Annotated in this window: 23 protein-coding genes; 13 read left to right on the top strand and 10 right to left on the bottom strand. The window is 53.5% G+C overall.

Annotated elements, in window-relative coordinates:
- Positions 1-24 precede the first annotated feature (24 nt).
- The 4 genes from ACHZBF_RS06205 to mtoX form a co-directional block, all read right to left on the bottom strand.
- Positions 25-330: a peroxiredoxin family protein gene (locus ACHZBF_RS06205; protein ID WP_394707549.1), complete on the bottom strand. Its 306-nt coding sequence runs from the start codon at positions 328-330 to the stop codon at positions 25-27.
- Entirely contained in the window at positions 297-542 is a 246-nt protein-coding gene (locus ACHZBF_RS06200; RefSeq protein WP_394707548.1) for a peroxiredoxin family protein, read from the bottom strand. Before ACHZBF_RS06200 ends, ACHZBF_RS06205 begins: the two co-directional genes overlap by 34 nt.
- The gene (locus ACHZBF_RS06195) at positions 535-2,502 is read right to left on the bottom strand and encodes a cytochrome c peroxidase (RefSeq protein ID WP_321527938.1); all 1,968 of its coding nucleotides are present in this window, start codon (positions 2,500-2,502) and stop codon (positions 535-537) included. The genes ACHZBF_RS06200 and ACHZBF_RS06195 overlap by 8 nt, the downstream gene beginning before the upstream one ends.
- 103 nt (positions 2,503-2,605) lie before the next feature.
- Positions 2,606-3,982, bottom strand: coding sequence for a methanethiol oxidase (mtoX, locus tag ACHZBF_RS06190; RefSeq protein WP_335342955.1), 1,377 nt, complete (start codon positions 3,980-3,982; stop codon positions 2,606-2,608).
- Positions 3,983-4,308: 326 nt separating this feature from the next.
- On the opposite strand from mtoX, the gene ACHZBF_RS06185 reads away from it, so the two are divergent.
- The 7 genes from ACHZBF_RS06185 to ACHZBF_RS06155 all read left to right on the top strand — a co-directional run bounded on the left by ACHZBF_RS06185 (position 4,309) and on the right by ACHZBF_RS06155 (position 11,601).
- Complete coding sequence (locus tag ACHZBF_RS06185) at positions 4,309-4,863, top strand: SCO family protein (RefSeq protein ID WP_321527937.1); 555 nt, start codon at positions 4,309-4,311, stop codon at positions 4,861-4,863.
- 81 nt (positions 4,864-4,944) lie between these two features.
- Positions 4,945-6,618, top strand: coding sequence for an NAD(P)H-dependent oxidoreductase subunit E (locus ACHZBF_RS06180; RefSeq protein WP_335342954.1), 1,674 nt, complete (start codon positions 4,945-4,947; stop codon positions 6,616-6,618).
- Positions 6,619-9,363 (top strand): formate dehydrogenase subunit alpha, encoded by a 2,745-nt coding sequence (gene fdhF, locus ACHZBF_RS06175; RefSeq protein ID WP_321527935.1) that lies wholly within the window; start codon positions 6,619-6,621, stop codon positions 9,361-9,363. It abuts the gene before it with no gap.
- 94 nt (positions 9,364-9,457) lie between these two features.
- Positions 9,458-10,255 (top strand): GTP cyclohydrolase FolE2, encoded by a 798-nt coding sequence (folE2, locus tag ACHZBF_RS06170; protein WP_029132981.1) that lies wholly within the window; start codon positions 9,458-9,460, stop codon positions 10,253-10,255.
- A gap of 96 nt (positions 10,256-10,351) precedes the next feature.
- Positions 10,352-10,627, top strand: coding sequence for a hypothetical protein (locus tag ACHZBF_RS06165; protein ID WP_157606758.1), 276 nt, complete (start codon positions 10,352-10,354; stop codon positions 10,625-10,627).
- 45 nt (positions 10,628-10,672) lie between these two features.
- Positions 10,673-11,170: an isopentenyl-diphosphate Delta-isomerase gene (gene idi, locus ACHZBF_RS06160; protein ID WP_029132980.1), complete on the top strand. Its 498-nt coding sequence runs from the start codon at positions 10,673-10,675 to the stop codon at positions 11,168-11,170.
- A 44-nt stretch (positions 11,171-11,214) separates the two neighbouring features.
- Positions 11,215-11,601, top strand: coding sequence for a DUF6858 family protein (locus tag ACHZBF_RS06155; protein WP_029132979.1), 387 nt, complete (start codon positions 11,215-11,217; stop codon positions 11,599-11,601).
- A 14-nt stretch (positions 11,602-11,615) separates the two neighbouring features.
- On the opposite strand, the gene ACHZBF_RS06150 is transcribed toward ACHZBF_RS06155, so the two are convergent.
- The 4 genes from ACHZBF_RS06150 to ACHZBF_RS06135 form a co-directional block, all read right to left on the bottom strand.
- The gene (locus ACHZBF_RS06150; protein ID WP_321527934.1) at positions 11,616-14,009 is read right to left on the bottom strand and encodes a heavy metal translocating P-type ATPase; all 2,394 of its coding nucleotides are present in this window, start codon (positions 14,007-14,009) and stop codon (positions 11,616-11,618) included.
- 42 nt (positions 14,010-14,051) lie between these two features.
- Positions 14,052-14,909, bottom strand: a complete 858-nt coding sequence (cyoE, locus tag ACHZBF_RS06145; protein ID WP_273439072.1) for a heme o synthase — start codon at positions 14,907-14,909, stop codon at positions 14,052-14,054.
- Between the two features lie 166 nt (positions 14,910-15,075).
- Positions 15,076-16,578, bottom strand: a complete 1,503-nt coding sequence (locus tag ACHZBF_RS06140) for a cbb3-type cytochrome c oxidase subunit I (protein ID WP_321527933.1) — start codon at positions 16,576-16,578, stop codon at positions 15,076-15,078.
- Between the two features lie 29 nt (positions 16,579-16,607).
- Positions 16,608-17,177 carry a cupredoxin domain-containing protein gene (locus tag ACHZBF_RS06135; RefSeq protein ID WP_321527932.1) on the bottom strand — a complete coding sequence of 190 codons (570 nt, stop codon included), beginning with the start codon at positions 17,175-17,177 and terminating at the stop codon, positions 16,608-16,610.
- Between the two features lie 1,011 nt (positions 17,178-18,188).
- On the opposite strand from ACHZBF_RS06135, the gene ACHZBF_RS06130 reads away from it, so the two are divergent.
- From ACHZBF_RS06130 to ACHZBF_RS06110, 5 genes are all read left to right on the top strand, one after another.
- Positions 18,189-19,427, top strand: coding sequence for an amino acid ABC transporter substrate-binding protein (locus ACHZBF_RS06130; RefSeq protein WP_321527931.1), 1,239 nt, complete (start codon positions 18,189-18,191; stop codon positions 19,425-19,427).
- A 75-nt stretch (positions 19,428-19,502) separates the two neighbouring features.
- Positions 19,503-20,402 (top strand): branched-chain amino acid ABC transporter permease, encoded by a 900-nt coding sequence (locus ACHZBF_RS06125; RefSeq protein WP_321527930.1) that lies wholly within the window; start codon positions 19,503-19,505, stop codon positions 20,400-20,402.
- The gene (locus ACHZBF_RS06120) at positions 20,399-21,388 is read left to right on the top strand and encodes a branched-chain amino acid ABC transporter permease (RefSeq protein ID WP_321527929.1); all 990 of its coding nucleotides are present in this window, start codon (positions 20,399-20,401) and stop codon (positions 21,386-21,388) included. The genes ACHZBF_RS06125 and ACHZBF_RS06120 overlap by 4 nt, the downstream gene beginning before the upstream one ends.
- Complete coding sequence (locus tag ACHZBF_RS06115) at positions 21,388-22,128, top strand: ABC transporter ATP-binding protein (RefSeq protein ID WP_321527928.1); 741 nt, start codon at positions 21,388-21,390, stop codon at positions 22,126-22,128. The genes ACHZBF_RS06120 and ACHZBF_RS06115 overlap by 1 nt, the downstream gene beginning before the upstream one ends.
- The gene (locus ACHZBF_RS06110) at positions 22,125-22,982 is read left to right on the top strand and encodes an ABC transporter ATP-binding protein (RefSeq protein ID WP_273439081.1); all 858 of its coding nucleotides are present in this window, start codon (positions 22,125-22,127) and stop codon (positions 22,980-22,982) included. The genes ACHZBF_RS06115 and ACHZBF_RS06110 overlap by 4 nt, the downstream gene beginning before the upstream one ends.
- 37 nt (positions 22,983-23,019) lie before the next feature.
- Here the strand turns inward: ACHZBF_RS06110 and ACHZBF_RS06105 are convergent, their stop codons facing one another.
- Positions 23,020-23,178, bottom strand: coding sequence for a hypothetical protein (locus tag ACHZBF_RS06105; RefSeq protein WP_273439083.1), 159 nt, complete (start codon positions 23,176-23,178; stop codon positions 23,020-23,022).
- Positions 23,179-23,321: 143 nt separating this feature from the next.
- Here ACHZBF_RS06105 and ACHZBF_RS06100 point away from each other — a divergent pair, with 143 nt between their 5' ends.
- On the top strand, positions 23,322-23,981 hold the full coding sequence (locus tag ACHZBF_RS06100; protein WP_029132975.1) for a hypothetical protein: 660 nt from the start codon (positions 23,322-23,324) through the stop codon (positions 23,979-23,981).
- Between the two features lie 107 nt (positions 23,982-24,088).
- Here ACHZBF_RS06100 and ACHZBF_RS06095 read toward each other — a convergent pair whose 3' ends face one another.
- A complete protein-coding gene (locus ACHZBF_RS06095) occupies positions 24,089-24,409 on the bottom strand; it encodes a hypothetical protein (RefSeq protein ID WP_273439084.1) in 321 nt (106 codons plus the stop codon).
- Positions 24,410-24,491 lie beyond the last annotated feature (82 nt).

Raw genomic sequence — 24,491 nt, 5'->3', positions numbered from 1 at the left:
GGCGGTATTATCGCAACGAGCCGGTCAGATACCGGCTCTATTTTTTCTCATGTAATCGGCAATCGTTTTAAGCATGCCGGGTGCATCCCATGCCCGCTCCCCCACAGCCTCGGCAATTATGCGGCCCTGGGGATCGATCAAAAATGTGGACGGTAATCCCCGTATGCCCCAGCCGGTCAGTGCCAGTTCCTGATCAACCAGGATAGGAAATTCGAGGTTTAACTGATTGGCATACTGCTGCGCAGTTTCAACACTCGGACCCGCATGAATGGCCAGCAACTCAAATCCCGGATTACTCAATTTTTCGTAGGCGCGTTGTAACGAGGGCATTTCAGCACGACAGGGCGCACACCAGACTGCCAAAAGTTGACCAGCAGGTACTTTCCTCGGAAATCCTCGAACCGGTGTTGTTTCCCATCGATGCCGGCCAGAGAAAAATCAGTAATATCTTGAGGTGGGTCTACACGCTCGATACCCTCTGATGCGCCTACGCTGCTATAACAGATCCAGAGAATCAAACCCAGACAATGTAGTTTACTCATGACTTGCCTTCTGATTGGCCCAGTTGGGATCCGCCTCGGTAATATCGCCTATCGGGGCAGCGAATGCGTCAGCGATAATAGTATCCACGTTATCACCGGTCAGGCTTTTCAGAAAGGCCACCAGGTCTTCCCGCTCGCCTTCGGACAGGCCCAGTGGTTTAATCCTTACATCCAGCAGTTCATTCTCAATACCGCCCTCGTTATAAAAATCAACCACCTCGCGCAAAGTGCTTAAAGAGCCGTTATGCATGTAGGGTGCCGTTAATGCAATATTCCGCAATGATGGGGTGTGATACTTCCACCGGTCATGGGGATTCTGGGTCACTTCATAGAGACCCACGTCTGCGGGTGGCGGATGGCCGACTGCGTCAATAATCTCCCTGTCGACTTCCAGATAAACACCGGGTGCCACCAGTATCTTCTCTTTCTCGGGTTTAATACCCATCGATTCACGGTATCCCACACCCGTGTTATGCATGGCATCATCCGTGAAAAGTGCGGCCTCCGTACCAATTTGATGACAGCTTACACAACCGGCCTTACCGGTGAAAAGCGCATGCCCCCGTTTTGCCGATTCACTCAGAATGTTGGTTTCGCCACCATAGTGCCAGCGGTCGAAGGGTGAATTACCCGACACAAGAAGACGCTCATAGCTTGCGATGGCCATCCCCAATGTTTCCATACTGACGCCTCGGCCATTAAACGCAGCCTCAAACATGCCGGCGTAATCAGGAATTTTGCGTATTTTCCCAATCACCGCACCGACCGAGGGATTGGCCATCTCATTCACGGCCAGTAATGGCCCCCACACCTGCTGTTCCAACGACTCTTCGCGGCCGTCGTGAAACAACCGGGACAGGTAACCGGTATTATAAATGGTGGGGGAATTTCTACGCCCACTCCGTCCTTCCAGACCAACCGCAATCGCCAGTTCATGATTGGTAAATCCTTGTTCAGGTATGTGGCACATAGCGCAAGAGAATGTGTCATTCAGCGATAACCGGCGATCGAAGAACAGCTTTCTTCCGAGTTCCACCTTGGCATGGGTAACCGGATTATCCTCGGGCTGAGGAATGGCAGGCAAACCCAGTGGGGGTCGTACCAGGTAGTGAGACAGGTCGGCTTTTTCTCCGGTACGTTCCGCAACCGACTGACTCTGCGTCACGTATCCAGATGTTTCATATCCTCCCTTATAATCACCTGGCCTGGAAAGTTCGGATACTTTTATTGACTCGTTTGGGCTATACCGTTCGTACTTAGGCACGCTATCCTGCAGTATCGTCTTGGCATCATTGATAATGAGTTCAGGATAGAGAAAAGAGACACTGTAGATATTGCGGATGCGCTTCTCTGGATCGATCAGAAACACCCGGAGAATATGTGAAAATGTCGATAACTCCCTACCCTGCTCATCCACATCCCTGATAACCGGCTGGTTGTAACTATCAAGTATCGGTTCCAGCTCCTTCCATGACGCAGTGGTCAGAAAACGCCAGTTTCCGGCATCTGCGTACCCCCCACCGTAAAGAGACAATACTTCAGGCGTGTCATATACCGGATCAAAGCTCAAACTCAGCATCTGCAAGCGGTCACGTAAAACAGGATCATTTTTTATTTTACGCTGGATGTCATACATGACTGCCGTTGCCAGCGGACAGCCATTGACATCGCTACAGGTACTGTAGATAAAGCTGAGCAGAATAATTTTCCCGTGGCCAAAGAAATCGTGCAATCTTCCCTCTTTGCCATCCGCATCGATCACCCTGCCATCCGCTGCTACTCCAAACGGTGGTAGCTTGTAGCTGCCCACTTTCGGCGGTGGGTACTCGGCCTTTGTGTAGAATGGCGCCAGTACTGCAGGCGGCTCTCGTGCAGGCGCAACAAGCGGACTGTGAGTCATTAGTGCGCTCAGTAGAATGACGGCTATGGCATATATCCCACGCTGCTTGATTACGCTCATACAGAATACTCCGCACATCCAGAGATTAAAAAAATGCCCTCCGGGGTAAGAGGGCAGGAATCCCCTGCCGGTGGAACCCGGCAGGGGTGTCGGGAAAAACCTGCTATTTTGCAGCGACGGCAGACTGACCCTTTTCTGTACTTCTGTTATTGGCATATAGCGAGTAGGCACCGAAACGCATCTGATGCGCGCGTCCCAATTTCTCTTTTAAAAAGTCTATGGAGAACTGCTCGGTCAACTGTTTGCCGTCCCAGTGATAGGCCTTGAAATACTGCTCATTGTCCTGCCCCTTTTTATCCCAGTTAGCCAGCAAGGAACTGGTATAGTAAGCGCGTTTTCCATCCCAACTCTCCGACACCATATTGACCTGTGCCGCTATCTTCTTTTCATAGGTCTGCTTGGGATTGTGCGGATCACTCAGATCAAAAAAGCGACTGGTACCATCCATGAAGGTGTTGACCCACAGACCGGAGTCATCAGCCAGCAAGGAGATATCAACCGGGAGAGGCACCTTGGAAGGATCACCCACATCGGCAATTTCCTTGGCCTGCCATTCGCCCGTTTCATCCTCATAGATCATCCAGATTTTGGAAGTCAGCGCAGTCGTTGTCAGACACCAGTTATTCTCAGACTTCCATGCACAGCGGACTTCCAACGGCGCTCCAGGGACATCGAGTACCTTTTTGGGCTTGCGCGTGTGCAGATCCCATACCACTACCGTATTACCAAAACGCTTCATGGCCTCTTTGTCCTGCAGCATCTTGCCAAAGTCCATCATATAGTTTGACCAGCCGGTAAATGACGAAGTCACCATCACATTGCGACGTGGCAATGCACGAATATCATAGCCATAACCATCGGCAAAATTACCACCCTTCTTGGCGCCCTGCAGGTTTTGATCTGTTGGAATCCAGTGCGTTGCCACGTATTCACCTTCATTGGTGTATTCAACCAATGCTGTACGCCCCCCGTGATCCTGATTGTTCGACAGCCCGGTGATCATCATACGGCCCGGCAAGGCATAGGTTGTGTGGGGGCCAACAACTCCCCCACTCTTCGCGACAAAGTCTGTAACCACCTTGTGAAGCTGAGGTTTGGCCGGATCTGTATGAACATCAAATATAAACAGCTTATTGGTATCCAGACCTCCGGCCCAGAGATAGCGACGGTCATCGGTAAATCCCGAGTGATGGGCCTCGTTGCGCCCCCCGACAGAGAGGCTATTGATGACCTTACCGTAATTCATGGATTTCGGATTCACGTCAACCGTGACCAGTTTGTCCTGACCATCCCCCAGTCCATCGACACCCAGAGTCCAGACATAGACAAAATCCTCCTGGCCGACAATCTTCGCCATGTAGGGTGACTGGCAGGTTTCATCAGCGACTGTCCTGGCAGGCATCGCAGTAAACAGTGTCGTTGCTGCCAACGAGGCAGCCATAAGAACACGACTGAATGTCCCTTTGTGTTGCTTTTGCATAAGGTGGTTTCCTCCAACTCTTCACTCTATTTGGTTGTTTGCTGGGTTAAAGCCCCAAGCAGTTGGGGAATACTTTGCCAGCCTGATCATCACCGCGATCTCCAGCGGTGTGCGGACATGTCGCAAGATAGATGCCAAACTGACAAATATCAGTTTTTACAAGCGTTCAATGCGCATGCAGAGTTGTCCGGTGCGCCGTCGCTGTTACACATACACACGCTGTTGCACAGTGTCTGCAACACTTATCGGGTTTCTGATCAGGCAGGACAGGCCTGCATAAGTTGGCACTAAAGCTGCATTGTAGGGGGGATAATCTGGAGAACTTCATGCGCAGATCAATTAAGTACTCATTCATAGCACTACTACTAATCACCGGCGGCACGGCATTCGGATTGGGTGGTGATTTCAGCCTGACCGCACACAACGGCAAGCCTTATTCGCTGGCCGATTCGCGCGGCAATATTGTCATACTTTCATTTGGATACAGCTTCTGTCCCGACATCTGCCCGACAGCACTGGCAACCATCAGCAGTGCCCTGGACAGCATCGGCGACGCTGCGCAACAAGTCGATCCACTCTTTATATCTGTAGACCCGGACAGGGATACCCCTGAGTTTCTAAGTAAGTACACGCAATATTTTCATCCGCGGCTGATTGGTCTGACGGGTGATGCAGAAGACATTGCGGAAATTGCCGGGCGCTATCACGCTCGGTTCCAGTTCGTAGGCAAGGGTGAAACGCCCAATTACACCATTGATCATACCGCGAGCCTCTACGTAATAGACCGAGAGGGAAAACTGATGACGGTTCTACCCCACGGACTCCCCCCCCAAGCCTTGGCCGAGAGTCTGATGAATGCCATCAATCAACCATCCGAATAAAGCCAGGGTCAAGGCAGGTCCTATTATTGGGTTATTGAGATCTACTCATAGCTGGCAGAAATAAAAAATGAGGATATGTTGTTGAAAGTAAAAACAACAGGCAGGAAACCCCGCAGAAGAGGTCGGCAGGCCGCACCTGCAGACCTGACGGCAGTAAAGCAGTACCTGGATGTTGGAAACACCAGTCGTGATCGGCTGATTGAATACTTGCATCGTATTCAGGATGACCGGGGCTACCTGGATAGCGGCATATTGACCGCACTGGCGGAGATACTTCGGCTTTCGACCGGTGAAGTGTATGAAGTGGCCAGTTTTTATCATCACTTTAATATCATCAAGGATAATGCCCCCCCGCCACCGGCACTGACGATTCGGGTATGTGACTCCATCAGCTGTAACCTGGCAGGTGCCGAAACCCTCATTACTGAATTACAGGCTGGTCTGGGTGAGGCTGTTCGCCTGCAACGGGTTCCCTGTATCGGACGATGTGAGAACGCGCCTGTAGCTGTCGTGGGTACCAATCCGATCCCGTTTGCCACCCCCGATCGCGTCTGCAAGACAGTTGATCAGGGTATCCATGACGAACCCATACCCAAGGCAGCACTCACCTATTCATCTTATCTTGAATCGGGCGGCTATCGGCGACTCAAAGACCTGGTCAATGAAGGTGATGAAGCAACCTGCGAATCAATCATTGAGACACTGGAGAACGCAAACCTGCGTGGCCTTGGCGGCGCGGGTTTTCCTGCCGGAAGGAAATGGCGCATTGTGCGGGGCTTTGCTGCCCCGCGCCTGATGGCTGTCAATATAGATGAAGGAGAACCGGGCACATTCAAGGACAGGTATTACCTGGAGCGCGATCCGCATCGTTTTCTGGAAGGAATGCTGATTGCCGCCACTGTAGTGGGTATTGAAAAGATTTACATCTATCTGCGCGACGAGTACGCCGGTATTCGTACACTACTGCAACGTGAATTGCGAGCACTCAATCTTGATCCACCATGTCACCTTCCAGAAATCGAACTACGGCGGGGAGCCGGGGCCTACATCTGCGGTGAAGAGTCCGCCATGATCGAATCCATAGAGGGCAAGCGGGGTATTCCCCGGTTGCGCCCGCCGTATATTGCCGAGAAAGGCTTGTTCGGATTACCCACACTGGAACACAACATGGAGACCCTCTACTGGGTCCGTGAGTTGCTGGAGAAAGGGGCTGACTGGTTCAGTGCACATGGTCGTAATGGCCGACAGGGGTTGCGCAGTTTTTCCGTCAGTGGGCGAGTAAAAAGACCCGGTATGTATCTTGCGCCTGCCGGGATCACCCTGCAGCAACTCATTGACGAATATTGTGAAGGCATGCAGGACGGACACCAACTAAAAGCCTATTTCCCGGGCGGTGCCTCGGGCGGCATACTGCCGGCTTCCCTGAGCAATGTCCCGCTCGACTTCGATACGTTAAATGAATATGGATGCTTCATCGGATCGGCGGCGATTATTGTCCTGTCCGACCAGGACAGCGTGCGTGAACAGGCATTGAATGCTATGCAGTTCTTCGCCCACGAATCCTGTGGTCAATGCACGCCCTGTCGTGTGGGCACAAGCAAAGCGGCCATCCTGATGGGTGAACAGGAATGGGACCAGCCCCTGTTACAGGAGCTCTGCCAGGTGATGTCGGACGCCTCCATCTGTGGTCTTGGCCAGGCCGCTCCAAATCCACTCCGCTGTGTACTGAAGTATTTTCCAGAGGAGTTTGCATAAATGGCCTCGAATCTGGAAAGCGATGGAACCACAATCTCGTTCACACTGGATGGTGTGACCGTCACTGCTCAGCCCAATGAAACAATTCTGCAGGTCGCCCAACGACATGACGTGGAGATACCGCATCTCTGTTTTACCGATACCCTGCGTGCCGACGGGAATTGCCGGGCCTGCGTGGTAGAGATTGCCGGTGAGCGGACGCTGGCGCCATCCTGCTGTCGTTATCCCAGTGAAGGCATGTCGGTGGAAAGCAACTCCCTTCGTGCGACAACAGCACAAAAGATGGTTCTTGAGCTGCTGCAATCGGATATTCCGAAAACACCCTTACTCACCCCCAACAGCGAACTGGACCACTGGTGCAAAAAACTGCATGTCACCGAGCGCCGGTTTCCGCCACGCCGACAACCCGAACAGGATCTATCTCATCCCGCCATAAGCGTAAGCCTGGATGCCTGTATTCAATGTGGCCGTTGTCTGCGCGCCTGCCGGGAGGAACAGGCCAATGATGTGATCGGTTTTTCCGGCCGGGGAAGCCAGGCACAGATCATATTTGACATGGACGATCCGATGGGTCAATCAAGCTGTGTCGGCTGCGGAGAGTGTGTACAGGCCTGCCCCACCGGTGCACTGATGCCGGCCGGCGATGCGGGCAAGCAGGCTATTGACCGGCAGGTCCACTCGGTCTGTCCCTATTGTGGCGTAGGCTGTCAGCTCACTTATCATATAAAAGACAACCGTATACAGTTTGTCGAGGGACGCGATGGACCGGCCAACCGCGGCCGCCTCTGTGTCAAGGGGCGTTATGGATTTGACTATGTGAATCACCGCCAGCGCCTGACCAAACCACTGATCCGCAAAACCGATGCCCCAAAGCATGTTGAAATGGATATGGATTATGAGCATCCATTACGCGACTTTCGCGAGGCGAGCTGGGAAGAGGCATTGCAGTACGCCGCCGACGGGTTGAAGGAGATTCTGGATAGTCAGGGTCCCGCAGGCCTGGCCGGGTTCGGATCGGCCAAGGGCTCTAACGAAGAGGCCTACCTGTTTCAAAAACTGATCCGCACCGGCTTACATACGAACAACATCGATCACTGTACACGCCTGTGCCACGCCTCTTCCGTTGCGGCGCTGCTACAGATGGTCGGCTCAGGTGCCGTGACCAATCCCGTCTCGGACGTGGATTTATGTGAAGTGATTGTGCTGATCGGCTCCAATCCCACCTCCAACCATCCCGTTGCCGCCACCTTTTTCAAGAATGCCGCCAGAGCGGGAAAAACCCTCATCGTGATGGACCCGCGAAAAACCGATATTGCTCGTTATGCCGATCATGTCTTGCAGTTCAATCCCGACACCGATGTGGCGATGTTAAATGCCATCATGCACGCAGTCATTCAACTGGATCTGGTAGACAAGACATTTATTGAGCAACGCACAGAGGGCTACGAAACATTAAAGCGGCATCTGGAAGAGTTTGCACCGGAAAGAATGGCGCCGATCTGCGGCATACCCGCCGATACGCTCTATGAGATAGCCCGAATCTATGCCAGCTCAAAAGGCTCAATGATATTTTGGGGCATGGGTGTGTCGCAGCATGTGCATGGCACTGATAATGCGCGCTGTTTGATTAACCTGGCATTGATTACCGGACAGATTGGCCGGCCCGGTTGCGGCCTGCACCCGCTGCGAGGTCAGAACAATGTGCAGGGTGCCTCAGATGTTGGCTTGATACCTATGGTTTACCCCGATTATCAACGTGTCGACGATATCGGGGTACGGGAGAAATTTGAGGCGCTTTGGAAAACTGCGCTTGATCCTGATCCGGGGCTAACCGTAGTTGAGATTATGCATGCCATACATGACGGAAAAATAAACGGCATGTACATCATGGGAGAGAATCCCGCCATGTCCGACCCCAATCTGAATCATGCGAGAAAGGCATTGGCTTCCCTGAAGCATCTGGTGGTTCAGGACATCTTCATGACCGAGACCGCACACTATGCGGATGTCATTCTTCCCGCCTCGGCCTTTCCGGAAAAAACCGGTACCTTTACCAATACAGACAGACGCGTACAGATGGGCCGACAAGCCATCACCCCCCCGGGAGAGGCGCGACAGGATCTGGATATAATCCTGTCGATGGCCAGTCGGTTGAACCTGGACTGGAACTACGCGGGTCCGCGTGATGTATTCAATGAGATGCGCCAGGCCATGCCCAGTATTGCCGGTATAACCTGGGAACGTGTCGAGGCCGAGAGCGCGGTCACTTATCCCTGTAGCCAGGAGGGTGACCCGGGGGAGCCAGTCATCTTCCAGGAACAGTTCCCACGCACAGGCGGGAAGGCCGCGTTGGTTCCAGCCACCTTCAGCCAGGCCGATGAACTACCTGACAAGGAGTATCCGAACATTCTGATCACCGGCAGACAACTGGAGCACTGGCATACCGGGGCGATGACCCGCAGGGCAAGCGTACTTAACAACCTGGAACCGCAAGCAGTCGCCATGCTGCATCCCGATCACCTGAAACAGATAGGCTTGCATGCTGGACAATCCATCCGTTTGCGATCAAGACGCGGAGAAGTGATCACGCAGGCACGGAGCGACCGCGGACTCAAACCGGGACAGATATTTCTGCCTTTCTGTTATTACGAAGCAGCAGCAAACCTGTTAACCAATGAGGCGCTGGACCCGGATGGCAAAATACCCGAATTCAAGTTTTGTGCTGTTCAAGTTGAACCGGCATGAACCGGGCACCCTGTTGCGTGACGCCGATGAGCGACCCATGAGCCATGCGCCTGGCTCATGGCTGGTAATCCGCTCTCAACACTGGAGAATCTGAATGAACAACCTTGCCCTCGCCCTGGAAGATGTACAAAACAGAGCCGACAAACGACAGATACCCATCAACAAAGTGGGTGTCAAAGGCATTCGTCACCCCGCCCTGGTGAAAGACAGAAGCGGTGGTGAACAGCGCACAATTGCTGACTTCAGCCTCTATGTCAGCCTGCCCCAGCATTTCAAGGGTACGCACATGTCACGCTTTATTGAAATTATCAACGAACATGAAAAAGAGATCACCGTGCGCTCCTTTCACGAAATGCTGTTTGAAATCAACGACCGGCTGGAGGCGGAGACCAGCCATGTAGAGATGCATTTCCCCTACTTTATCGAAAAGTCGGCACCGGTTTCCGGGGTAAAAAGTCTTATGGACTATGACATCAGTTTTATTGGCGAATTGAATAAGAATGAACTGGCTGTAAGTATCAGGGTTGCGGTTCCAGCCACCAGCCTCTGCCCCTGCTCGAAGGGCATTTCGGAATATGGCGCCCACAACCAGCGATCCATGATCACGGTGACTGCGCGTATTGGCGGATTCATCTGGATTGAGGAGCTGATTGAGTTGATCGAGGGAGAAGCTTCCTGCGATCTGTTTTCCGTCCTCAAACGACCCGATGAAAAATATGTCACGGAGAAGGCGTATGACAATCCCAAATTTGTTGAAGATATCGTGCGGGATATTGCAAACCGACTGAACGCCGAGAAACGTATTTCAGCATATAGCGTGGAGTCAGAAAATTTCGAGTCGATACACAATCACTCAGCCTATGCGCTGATAACCAAGGATAAAACCATTTAGATTTCAACAGTGTTAGCGTGCTGCCTTATCAAGGATCAGGAAACTCTAACAGAGTGTAACAGATCATTAAACATCAAAAGCGATCGGAGGTGCCTGGTGTTATCAAACTATCCAGAAGATAGCGTACTCAGAAGACATGCCCTGACAGCAGAAAAAATGAGCCAGTATGAAGCGCTGAAAAGAGCGCCTACAGACTCAACCCTGTTACGACATTACCAACAACTGCATGCGCTGCGGGCGGATATGGACAACGGCACTTCGATAGGCTATTCGGCCAATACCCTAACAGCGGTAACTGCGCCACAATCAGATTACAATGAACCACCACGAAGCGGATTTTTGAGTTTGCTTCGGCGTCTCTTTGGAATCTGATTGAACCTTGGCACTGGCCGTTCACTTTTTTAAAAGAGGTCGGATATGGAGGAATACGTTGTACTGGTAGATGCCCATGACCGGCAAATAGGCGTGGGCGAAAAAATGGCCTCACACCGTGAGGGCCTGAGACACCGGGCATTCTCGGTTATATTACTAAACGGCTCTAACATTCTACTGCAGCGGAGAAGTCGCAAAAAATATCACTCCGCCGGTTTATGGGCGAATGCAGCCTGTGGGCATCCACGACCTGATGAAAGTCTGCCGGCTGCCGCCCATCGAAGATTGGCTGAGGAGATGGGTATCCGCTGCGACCTGACATGGCGGGCTGTGACCCACTATGAAGCCAATGTCGGCGGAGAGATGATTGAGAACGAGATAGTTCATCTCTTTTTTGGCAACTATACCGGCCCGGTAAACCCGGACCCTGACGAAGCGGACGACTGGGGCTGGTATAGACTGGAATCGATTCGCCAGCAGATCAGATCCGCAAACTGTTACAGCTACTGGTTAAGAGAGTATTTCAGGCAACGGCTGATCTGATCCTGCCCCCTATTATCATTCCCATTTAATAAAACGAGAAAACGATGAAGCAGAAGATTTTTAAGGAAAAGTACTCACTGTATGAGATCAGTTATGCTAAAGACGAAATCCGACACAACAGTGTTGATGAAATCATTGCCGATCTGAAGCAGATGATTCAGGATCATCCGGTCATCGCTTATATTGACATCTTTGATCAGTATCAACACACAAAGAAACTGAACGGGGAAATCAACCCGCACATATGTGCGGCCAAGAATATCGTCTTCTGCTTTGGTATGGAACTGCCAACTCCAGAGGTATTGGCAGTGCGGCCACGCAGTATAGGTGTGTGTGAGATGAGTGACAGTTATGTCATTAACTTCATGGAAGCGCCGAATGCCCAGGCGAACCAAACAATGATTGAAATGATCAAATCACTGAAAACCTGAGGATTCACCAGCAATCAGGTCCCTGCTGTTTCAAGAGGGACTTTACTCCCCAGCCTGGACCAATCATCAGGTCCAGACGGACAAGCCTCATCCTGTAGCACATGCCAGCTATCCTGTTCCAGTGATCGGGACGAGTTCCACACCACCAGAATACTGCTTGATGCCATCGCCAGTGCCGCAAATAGCGGATTCAACATGCCCGACAAAGCCAGAGGAATTGCTATGGCATTATACAATAGTGCCCAGCCTATGTTCTGGTGCACCCGGCGACGTACACTGCCCAACAGGTCGAGTGCAATGGTAATGCGATCCAGCCTGTCACCCGGAATAATCAGATCAGCGGCATCGGCTGCCAATGATGTGGGCACACCGAAAGCGATACCCAGGTTCGCTGCCGCCAACGCCGGCCCATCATTACTCCCGTCGCCAATCATGACAACGCCCCCCTCCTCACGCAGCTGCCTGACAATGACTGCCTTGGTTTCAGGGGGTACGCCCGCATGATGCATATCCACGGCGGACTCATACCCATCCGTCCGCTCCGCACCGGTTAGCATGACAACCCGATACTGTTGCCGCAATTCAGCAACAAATTTTTTCCAACCGGGACGAGGCTGGTCACCCGTCACGATAGCGCCTATCGCCATACCTGCCCAGCCAACATAGGACACCACGCCACCTGCGGGTGCACCCTTGACCTGGGCTTGAAGCTGATCCGGAATGGTCCAATTCAACAATCTGAAAAGTGTCTGGCTACCGACCACCACCCGTTTCCCATCAACCAAAGCCTCGGCCCCCTTACCGGGATGAATAACCGGGTTGATTGCCTCATACCTGGCATCCAGTCGCGCGATGGCATTGGCAACCGGGTGTTGTGAAAAGCGTTCAACGGCGGCGGAATACCATTCAACCTCAGGTGGACCGTAAACCGCTGTAACCTGCATTTTTCCCGTCGACAGGGTGCCTGTCTTATCAAGTGCAATGGATTTTATGTGCGCGGATTTTTCGTACGCCGCCGAGCGACCGATGATGATGCCGTGCTTGAGAGCCGTGCTGACGGCAGCAGCGGTAGTCAGCGGTACAGCCAATCCAAATGTGCAGGGGCAGGAGACAATCAGCGTGGCCAACCCGGCCAGCAGGGCTGTACCGGTCGAAGCACCATTCAGCAACAAGCCTGACGTAATTCCGGCCGCCAGGACCAGAACCAGGGGCACGAACACCCGGGCGAATCGGTCGGCCATTCCAAGCAGACCATCCGACGTACTCTGGGCACGCCAGAGAATACGGGTCAATGCCTCCATCTGACTCTCAACTGACTCACCTACCGTCACAGTCAGTTCACCCTCAACCAGGGTTGTCCCACCCAAAACCTCTGCGCCTGCGCCTCGCGTCACCGGATGGGGCTCGCCTGTCATGAGCGACTCATCCAGCGCGCCAACGCCCTGGAATATGGTTCCGTTAACGGGTATGAACTCCCCCTGTGTTACAACAAAGCGGTCACCCGGGTGAAGCGCATCCATACTCTTTTCAACAAAACCCTCATCCTGAATCACCCTTATCTTCGGATTCCAGGCGGAAATTATCCGGGAAAGTTCCGCTGTAGCATCGAGCTTGGCATTTTTTTCAAAGAATCTTCCGGCCGTTACCACAGTCACAATAACTGCGGCGACATCGAAATAGAGATCATGGGATCCGATCCACATCTGATGGATGCTGTACCCGTAGGCGGCCAGTACAGCAATGGCAAGCAGGTTATCCATATTCAAGGCGCCGGCCCTGACCCCGATCCATGCTCCACGCAGTATGGGAAAACCGACGTAGAAGATCAGAACCGTGGTTAGGAGAAACATCACACGTGGCGCTGCATAGAACGCCAGCCAACGCATTGATTCAAGGTCTTCCGCAGGCACCAACCCAAGATTGCTCGGATAAAAAAATGCCAGATACAGCATCATGACGATAGCAGACAGACTCACCCCGGTGAGCAGCCTGAGTAGTGACAGATCATTATCGCGCTGCTCGATAACCTCGGATCTGAAACCCGCCCTGTAACCGGCATGACTTAACACCCGGGGTAGATCGGACTCATCAATGATATCCGGATCAAAAGTCACCTTGGCGGTGGATGTTGCATAGCAGGCGGTTACATCGAGCACACCCTTCGCCCGCTCTCCCAATTTTTTGAGCATGAATTCGCAAGAAGCACAGTGCATCCCTTCGATTCGAAGAAAGGCCTCTTTACCTTCAGGAGGTAAAGCAGGCCCAACCTCTTCAATCAGTTTATACGAATCCAACACCGCCTCACCGAAGTGTTCATAGACAGTGCTGCACCCATAGCAACAGAAGACATGGCCGTCCTGCTGAACAGGGGGATTGGGTGTTGGCAAACCACACAGTTTGCAATCCATTCGTAATCCTTATCTTCTCACTGTCGAACGCTTAACCCCGGCTTACGACAAAAGTAACACATCGAGTACTGTTCCTATCAATAATAACGAGAGCTGTATCAGTGAAGCAAAGAAGCTCGCCATGGCATTTTTCTTTCCCGCATCCTGAATCATTTTCAGGTTTCGATAGAGAAAATATCCGCCACCACTCACCGCCCCCAGAAGATACAGCCATCCCATACCGTAAAAATAGGGCATTATGGAAATGGCGACCAGGATCAGCGTATTCCCCAGTACTACCTTGGCTGCATACTCGTTGCCCGCTATGGCAGGCAGCATGGGCACGCCAGCGGCGGCATAATCCTTGTTCTGGGCAATCGCCAGACTCCAGAAATGGGAAGGTGTCCAGAAAAACAGGACCAGTGCCAGCTGTATGGGAACCGGTGTCAGTACCGGATCAACGGCAGCGGCTCCAGCCAGCACGGCAAAACTGCCCGAGGCTCCGCCAATCACAATATTCATCCAGGTACGCCGCTTTAACCAGACGGTGTAGACCACAGCATAAAAAAAGGCGCCGAGAAAAATGTAGAGTGCCGCCATGCCGTTCAGAACCACAGCAGCAATCGCCACGCTCACGAACAGCAACCCATTGATCACCATTAACCAGAATGGTCCCTTGGTTAACACACCGGTCACAAAAGGTCGATTTCTGGTACGCGCCATCAGTGCATCGAGATCTGTCTCGTAGTACTGATTGAACGCGCCGGCACTGGCGGCCGCGACTAGCACGGTGAGCGCCAGAACAATCATTTCAGTCAAAGTGACCGAACGCCCGGGCGTGGCCGCCATCGCCACGAGCGCTGTCAGCATCATGATAAAGCCTATTCTCAGCTTAAATAGATTAACCAGCTGTTTAATCATGCCATCCCACCTCAATCTTCACATCCGACTCTGTTGGCCGGTTGTCGAATATATAGCGTTAAATGTCGAAGCGGGCAGGCTCCGGGAGGTATCTATCTACCTGCCCGCTCGACAAGCGCGGCACACTATTGTGTCGCACCCCTACACCTGGGTAACACGATTAACCTCATGAAATGGATCTCGACCTCATGAAGTTCTGCATGTAGGTGACAAATCCGGCTATCAGGAAAAGACCAAATATCAGGATAGCAATGCCTACCATCATCCAACCATCAGGACCGGCACCCCAATCGGCAAAGCGTCTTGGCATACCCATGGCACCACCTGCCGCAAAAGAGTACAGCAGGCCAACCGCACCAATAAAATAGAGCGTTACAAAACGACTGCCGAGTTTTTTATCCAGCTTTTTGCCGGTGATTACCGGATAGTGGTGATATAGAACACCCATCCACATCAGGCACATGGCGATCAGAACCGACATCGCATGACCACCCACCCAGAGGGTACCGTGTATCTGATACGATACGGCGATATTCCCCGCCACCATGGCATTGACACCATCCAGGATATAGACAACAAATCCGGCCAGGATAGCCATCAGGCCAGGTTCCGGTTTTATGCCATGTTTCCAGATAGTCGCCAGAATAGTGAATGTCGAAAGCGCGGCACCAACACCGGTTGCCCAACTCATGAAGTTACCGTGATAGGCGAGCGCGGAAGGGAGCCCCGGGTTAGTGGTATAGAAGTGATGGAAGAAGGAGGTAACCGAGGTAACCAGCAGTATCCAAAGAGCCAGGTTGGCCAGCTTGTCGCTGTACAGTTTGCGGGTTCCATCCGCCAGGTAGAGCGGCAATGTGGCGTAAACGGCACTGATCACCATGATGGCCATGGCTTCCATCAGATTGTGTGCAAAAATATAGAACACATACTGAAAGACCACGGGCTCGGAGGCCCAGGTTATCGCCTCCAGCGGAACGATACCATAAAGCGCCAGCAACAAGGCACCTGCAACAATCATCAACGGTGTCCCCGTTACAAGCAGGATCATGACCGACATCACCATGCCGAGCATGCCGGGGTCCTTAAGGGTGCGCGCCGACAGCAACAACTCTTCACGCTGCTTGCCAAAGAAGGACATGCGGATGATCTGTAATGGATAGAGGAAGATAATAGAAGTCAGAACCAGTGCGATACCGGTAAACCCGAGCACCACCATGTTCATGCTCCACGCGCCCATCTGCGCACCCACCAGGGGTAGCGGATACATAACGGTGTAGGTGATTTTCAATCCGCCCAACACCGCCAGGGTTAATAGCACGGCACCGCCATTCATACAGAGGTAAATCAACGTGGTCAGTTTTCCTGACGCCGACTTACCCATACAGCCACCCGACCGGTGCAGACTGATGCCCATCATGAACTGAAACAGGAACGGGAAAGCCAATGCCGCACCATGCAGCGTGATTGCTGAATAGAAGAGATTGGTATCCAATTCCGCCATCTGAATAACCGGCATCAGCGCACCCAGCAAAATCGCCACGATCAACCAGACAAACGATGTCATAATCATCATGGCCGGCCAGGTATTGATATCGGACAGCCCGGTGCTCTCATCGACATCAAACATTTTCCCCAGGATTGGGGTACGTCTTATTGTTGCAGTTAGCATATTAAAATCCTCTTGTACTGTGCCTGAACTTAACCGTCGCTTTTTACGACCGTCAGTTCATCTTGCATTCCGTGATGGGCGATTCCGCAATACTCCAGACAGCGCACCTTATATTTACCCGGTTCGGTAAATGTGTAGACGAGTGATGAAGGCTTCTCCAATCCGGGAATCAGCATCATGTTGAAGAGTATTTTTCCATTCGGGTGATAGACGGTAAAACCGTGCATCGTATCGACGCTTTTTACAGAGAAGCGAACGGGCTTTCCAACTTCAAACTGTCGATTGGAAATTTCGTAGCTCCAGGAACGTGCAGTCACATCGACATCCTGAATAACCGCGGCTGTTTTTTCTGTCGCTGCGGTTCTGGACATCGGCATGTAGCTTATGCTGAACAGATTCACGATCACGAAAAGCGCAATCGCGATAATCATCCATACCGTTTCCAGGCGCGTTATTTTTCTTGGATTGGTATTACTCGGTTTTGGGTTAACAAAACACTTCCGATAGACGATATAGGGAAATACAAGCAGGAAAGGAATTTGAAACAGGAGCATTAAGGTAAATGCACCCCAGCCCGTTTGATATAGGAAATCAAGCATATTCTGATACCTCTACAATGATTGGTGGACAACTGAATCTCCCACAGGCCGCTATACCACCGGAGCTAATGGCTGCTGCTATTGGAGAACAGTACAAATCAAACAAGCCGTCGGTCATCCGGGTTCAGTTGCGAACATCAAAGCTAATGGCATGAAACATACCCTCCTCATAGCGAATGTTATAAATGACTACTGCGTTTCACGGTCTTGCAAACCTGTTGATTCTTGAGCGATCAACTTAAATTATGAATGCCCTTTTTTCAGGTCATCCCTGATAGGCTTTTGCGCAAAACGTCTGTTTACAACGTGAGCAAACCCATCTTAATCGGCAGATAACGCAATTTATATGCCGTCTTTTATGGAACGCCTGGTGCCATTTCCGGCTCACCGACCGAGGCACACACCAAACTGCACTCAAACATCCTGATAAATATGGTATTTTTTTTTTGGGGTAATTTGGAAGAAGAAAAATTAAATGTGCCTATGTACCGGGTAAGTCGAACAGGAACCTTGACAAATCACCCATCCCATCCCAAATCTGGCACAGGATGTCACACTGTCTGCAAGTATTCCTCAGATCGCCACAGTAGCAAAATACCCCAGTAGGGTTGCGATCCTGTGGCAAGGTATATTCTTATATTCCGGTTTACTCTTACAGACTGCGCAGGACTGACCCGATTGGCCATTGCAGTTTTTACCGACTGCTGCCTCGAGATCTCCAGAGCCGCCGGCCAGCAAAGTCTAAGCTGATCAGGTATCTCAGAAATACTCCCCAGCACATTGAATTATCGGATTTATCCAAAATCGGGAATGATTGAACCGGCTGATGGAACAGTCTTGCGTTCCTAACCGGCTGTTCTACTATGAAGGTATAAGCACCATCTGTGGGATGCCGATCAATATTCTATCGCCTGCTGCGCGACTGGCTCATGAGGATGCCACCGTGAAACGCTGGTATGCATATAACTCGTCAAATACAGCCCAGCCGCCTAAATCGAAAAGGAGGACGTTATGAGTTTGAGGATGACCAAATCCCTGCTGATTCTATGCACGTTCACCCTCGCGTGGTCTGTTTTCGCCACCATATCCGTGTATGCGGCGGACACGATTACCCTGGGTGCCGCCGTCTCTTTTACCGGTAAGTACTCCACTAACGGCAAGCACACCAAGAACGGCTACGACCTTGCCGTCAAACGCATCAACGAGAACGGCGGTGTCAAGGTGGGCGACAACACCTATCTCCTGCAGATCATCTATTACGATGACGAGTCCACACCGGCGCGCGGAGCCCAGTTGATCGAACGACTGATCAACCAGGACAAGGTGAATTTTATCCTGGGACCGTACAGTTCCGGCCTCACCAAGGCTATCGCACCCGTCACCGAGAAGTACAAAGTTCCGATGGTTGAAGGCAACGGCGCCTCGCGCGCACTATTCACCCAGGGTTACCGCTACCTGTTCGCGGTTCTCTCCACCTCCGAACAGTATCTCCAGTCGGCCGTTGATCTGGCTGCGGAGCAGGCACGTGCCATGGGTAAGGACCCGGCCGACGTACGCATCGCCGGTGTGTTTGAAAACGACCCCTTCTCTCAGGACGTCCGGGCCGGAGTGCTGGACGACGCCAAACGTCACGGCATGAAAATGGTCATCGACGACAAACTCCCCCCGGAGATCAACGACATGTCCACCTCCCTGACCAAGGTGCGCGCTCTCAAGCCCAATCTGCTGGTGGTCTCGGGACATGCCAAGGGGGCGGCTTTGGCCATTCGTCAGGTTTCGGAGATGAAGGTCGATGTCCCGATGCTGGCCCTGACCCATTGTGATTCGGCCCAGGTAATTGAAAAATTCGGCAAGGCCGCCGAGTACGCGCTGTGCGCTTCCCAGTGGGATCGCCATCTCAATTACCGGGACGAATGGTTTGGCACGGCCGAAGAATACGCCCAGCTGTTTGAAAGCGAATATGACTATGCACCGCCCTACCAGGCCGCCGAGAGCACCGCCACGGTGCTGACCTTTGTGGATGCCTTCCAGCGCGCCGGCTCCATCGACAAGGAGCAGGTACGCGACGCCCTGGCGGCTACCAACCGCCAGACCTTCTACGGCAACATCGACTTTGACGATTCGGGCAAGAATATCGCCAAACCCATGGTGCTGTATCAGGTGCAGGACGGTAACTACAACGTGGTCGCGCCCACCCAATGGGCCTCGTCCAAGCTGCGCCACCCGACACCGCCCTGGTCAGAGCGCTAATCCAGAAAGCGGGAAGCCGGGCCATAACAACGCCGCGGCATCGGCTGATGCCCCGGTCATCATCGGGACCCTGCCATGGACAACATTGCCATCCTGCTTGAAGCGCCTATCCTGCTGGTGCAACTCCTGCTGGATGGTCTGCTGGCCGGCTCCATCTTTGCATTGGCTGCCTACGGCATGGCCCTGGTCTGGGGGGTGATGAACATCATCAATGTGTCCCAGGGCGAATATGTCATGCTGGGCGGGTTTGTCGCGGTGCTGCTGGCCGATGCCGGTATCCACCCCATGCTGGGCGTGCCGCTGGCGGCGGTGCTGCTGTATATTCTCGGCTGGCTGATCTATCGACTGGTGATCTTTCGCATTGTCGACCGCGACCTGTTTATCTCACTGCTGGCCACCTTCGGCATCAGCATCCTGCTCCAGCAACTGGCCAATCAGATCTTTGGTGCCGACGTACGCACGGCCGAGGGCGCACTGGGGACCAGCTTTCTGTTTGATGGCATGGTGACCATCGCCAACATCAAGCTGGCCGCCGCGCTGATCGCGGTACTGACCGGCGGTGCGCTGTGGCTGTTTCTGAAAAAATCACGCCTGGGACAGGCCATTCGGGCAACTGCGCAAAATGCCCGCGCGGCCCGTATCATGGGCATCGACACCGACCGGGTCTATGCCACCACCTTTGCCCTGAACGCCGCCATCTGCGGCGCCGCCGGTGCCCTGGTGGCCATGACCTGGATCATTCACCCCTATTTCGGCCTGGTCTATACCATTCGCGCCTTCATGATCGTCGTGGTGGCCGGCCTGGGGAATCTGCTGGGGGTTATCGGCGCCGGTCTGGGGCTTGGTGCGGCGGAAAATTTTGCCGGTTTTGTGCTGGGAGTGGAGTACCAGGCCGCCTTCGTATTCTCACTGCTGGTCATCATTCTGCTGGCGCGCAATCTCCTGCTGGGCCGCAAGCGGCAGTACCTGAAATGAACCGGACACCCGAACTCCTATTGATAATCGGGGTCGGTCTGGCAGCCCTGGTCATCCCCTGGCTGCTGCCCAATTTCATCACCCAGTTCACCTTTCTCTGGGTCATGATCCTGTTCGCCCTGACCTGGGACCTGCTGGGCGGCCAGATGGGCTACAACTCCTTTGGCAACATCCTGTTCTTTGGCATCGGCGCCTACGCCTGCGCCATCGTTCAGCGCGATTCCGGACTGGATTATTTTGTGGCCCTGGCGCTGGGGCTTGTTTGCGCTGGCCTGGTCAGCACTGCCGTGGCAACGCTGCTGGGTGCGGGGGTACTTGGCATGCGGGGTCACTATTTCGCCATCTGCACCCTGGGACTTGGAGTGGCGGCCGGCGAGATTGCCGGGGGCTGGGAGTATGTCGGGGCCGGCTCAGGCATGGTCACCCCACAATATCCGGGCGAGATCGGCGCGCGTAACCTGTTTTACTATTTCCTGGCACTGTCATTCACTGTGTCTTGTTTTTTCGTGTTGCGTCGCTTGTACCAGAGCCGCTTTGGGCTGGCCATCAATGCCATCCGCGACGACGAGGACAAGGCCGAGGCCATGGGACTGCACACCACCCGATACAAGACCGTGGCCTGGGGCGTGGCGGCCTTTTTCCTCGCCCTGACCGGCGGCGCCGTGGGCAACCTGATCGGGTTCATCGATCCGCGCGATGTGGCCTTCTCCGGCGCCACCTTTGGCGTCTGGATGATTCTCATGGCCATTCTGGGCGGCAAGGGTACCGTCTGGGGCCCGGTGCTGGGCGCGGCCCTGTTCCACCTGACCCAGGAGCTGTTCTGGAATTTCCTGTTCGGGTGGCAGCGGGTGGCCCTGGGTGCCCTCATAGTGGCGATCGTGGTGTTCTTCCCCCAGGGGATCCTGGGTTGGGTACAAGAACGCTGGCCCGAACGTTTTGGACACCGTGTGGACAGCGAAGCCCGGCACAATGAGGAGTCTTCCTGATGGCCCTGCTCGAGGTGCAAGGGGTCAGTAAACGCTTTGGCGGCATCATCGCCAATGAGGCGATCAGCCTGAGCGTCCCCGAGGGCGGTATCATCGGACTGATCGGCCCCAACGGCTCGGGCAAGACTACGCTGTTTAACACTATCGTCGGTTACTACCCGGTGGATGCTGGATCGATTCGCTTTGAAGGCCGGGAGATCACCCAACTGCGGGGGCCGCAAATCGCCCGTCGCGGGCTGTTGCGCACCTTCCAGCAGACTCGCATCTACGGCGGGATGAACTGTGTGCAAAACATGCTCATCAGCACACCGCACAGCCATGAAGGGCTCTGGAGTATGCTGGTGCGTTCTCCACGCGAAGACCGGGACAAGGCAGGGGCGTTGCTCGAGTTTGTCGGCCTGCACAGCAAACGCCACCTGCTGGCTGGCGATCTCTCGTTTGGTCAGCAGAAGCTGCTCGAGTTTGCCATGGCATTGATGAACGAGCCCAAACTGCTGCTACTCGACGAACCCACCGCAGGGATCAATCCCACCCTGATCAACGGTATTATCGAGCGGCTGCAGCGAGTCAACGAGCAACTCGGCATTACCCTGCTGGTGATCGAACATAACATGCGAGTCATCATGAACCTGGCGCAGGAGCTGCATTGCCTCTCCCGCGGCCGGCTGTTGGCCTCGGGGACCCCGGAGCAGATCCGCACCAATCAACAGGTTATCGACGCCTATCTGGGGACCCAATGAGCGAGCAACGTTCAAAAAAAGACTATGGACTGGGCAGCGTGAAGACTGCGCTGTCCGTCGATGAGGTGGCACGTCAGGCCGGGCGCATCGCCGCCCAGGGCCCCGACCGTAAGGCCTTGGTTGCGTTGGCCGATGGAGCACCCCGCCTGCACATCGAATCCCTGACGGCCGGCTACGGTCGCATGGAGATCCTGCACCAGGTCGATCTTTACGTAGGCCAGGGACAATCGCTCTGTCTGATCGGTCCCAATGGCGCGGGCAAGTCCACTGTGCTGCATTCGATCTACGGTTTCACCAACATCACCGGCGGGCACATACACATGGGTGAGCGCGAGATCACCCACCTCAGCGCAAAGGATAAACTGCGCCACGCCCGCATCGCCTACATCCTGCAGGACAACTCGGTCTTTCCCGACATGACGGTGGAAGAGAACCTGAACATGGGCGGCTATCTGTTGAACAACCGCCAGGCAGTGCACGAAGCCACTGAACAGGTGCTGGAAAAGTATCCCCGACTGGGAGAGCGGCGCCGGCAACGAGCCGGGGTGCTGTCCGGTGGCGAGCGACGCTTGTTGGAGATCTCACGGGCACTGATTATGCAACCCGAAGTACTGCTGGTGGACGAGCCGTCCATCGGGCTGGAACCGCGCTATATCGACAGGGTGTTTGAGATCCTCGACGACCTGCAACATCAGGATGGCAAAACCATCGTGCTGGTGGAGCAGAACGCCACCAAGGGTCTTGAGTTTGCCGACATCGGTTATGTGTTGGTCTCCGGACAGGTCGCCATGGCCGGTCACGGCGAGGAATTGCTGGAAAATCCCGAGGTGGAGCGGCTGTTTCTGGGGGGATAGGAGCTCATCAAGTATCAATTGGGAAAGCAGAGCAGCATCATCTTGACTGATTGGTCTGTTTCGACTTGTGGCGTGAGTAGAAATAGATCACCAGATTCTTTGATCCGAACATGACCGTGACAAAGGCAAGGCCAATCAGAAAACCAATCCAGGGGTGATCTTTCAGCAGATTGATAAACCAAAGCGTGTTGCCCATAACCGTTGCACCATATTCTCCAGATCCATTGTCGGTTAGAATAGCAGTCCGACGTGATTGACCGACATGACAATTCACAACACCCCACAGATTCTCAGATTAGTACTCAGTCAACAGAACCCATCCGCAGGCAGGTGAAACTGGTGGAACGCAAAATCTTTCTCGGCATACTGACCGCCACCCTGATCGCCCTGGCCGCCGCAATCCTGTTACCGGGCGGGCGCACGGTTGAAGAGAATCCCAGGCTTCCCTGGGATCTGCGGCTGGACAGCCAGGGAAATCTCTCGGTATTCGGCATAGTCCTGGGGAAAAGCAACCTGGGTGAGGCCCGCCAAAGTTTCCAGTCACAGGGTAAGGCCAGCCTCTTTCTGACCCCGGAAAACCGCTATATGGTGGAGGTCTATTTCCAACGCATCTATATCAGCGGTCTGAAGGCCGATGTTGTGCTCAATCTTGAGCTTACCGAGAAGCAGGCGAAAGAGATGTTTGAACGCGGTGAGCGGATCAGCAAGTTGGGCGATGACACCCGAAAGGTGGAGCTTTCCAGTAGCGATATGGAAAGGCTGGCGCAGGAAAAGATCGCGTTCATCACCTATATCCCTGCCGCTGATCTGGATGAGGCGTTGATTGCCAGCCGTTTTGGTGACCCCGAACAGAAAATCAAAGAAACGGAATCACCGACCACGCACTGGCTCTATCCGGCTAAGGGACTGGATATCGCCGTCAACCCGGAAGGTAAAGAGGTGTTCCAGTATATCAATCCGGCCAACTTCGACCAGGTACTGAAACCGCTACAAAACTAACCGGGTTTCAGTCAGGGAGGTGATGGGCATGCAAGCTTCGCCCATCCTGCCGCCGGTAAGTCGGGTTAGCCAAAGACGGAACCCGACATCATTGCCCAACCGCCGCGTCAACACTCCTTTTCAACAGATAACTCTTCCTTGATATAGCGCCTGACAAAGCTGTAACCATTCATTGTCGTAACTAGCAGCCAAAACAGGATAATGAACGCCAAGGTCAAGGCAGCGGCCCGCATCTGCGGAAGAAACAGCACCACCACCGCTGTCGCCAGCATAACCAGCAGTGTGATAACAGCCGCCCGCTGCAACATGCTCTTCAACACCGATTCGGCGGCGCCACGGGTGCCGACCCCTGCCTCTATCAGCGAACGCCTTAGCGAGTCATAGCTGCTCTGCTGTTTCTGCCGTACCCGTCCAAATGGATCATTCATGCTCACTGATACGACCTGCCCGCTGATTTATAAGATGTAACCCGGTTATCCATCACTTAGCCTCTTGTCAATTACCGTGCAG

Source organism: Sedimenticola selenatireducens (assembly GCF_963675335.2).
Lineage (GTDB): Bacteria > Pseudomonadota > Gammaproteobacteria > Chromatiales > Chromatiaceae > Sedimenticola > Sedimenticola selenatireducens.
This window is presented reverse-complemented; position numbering and strand designations above follow the sequence as displayed.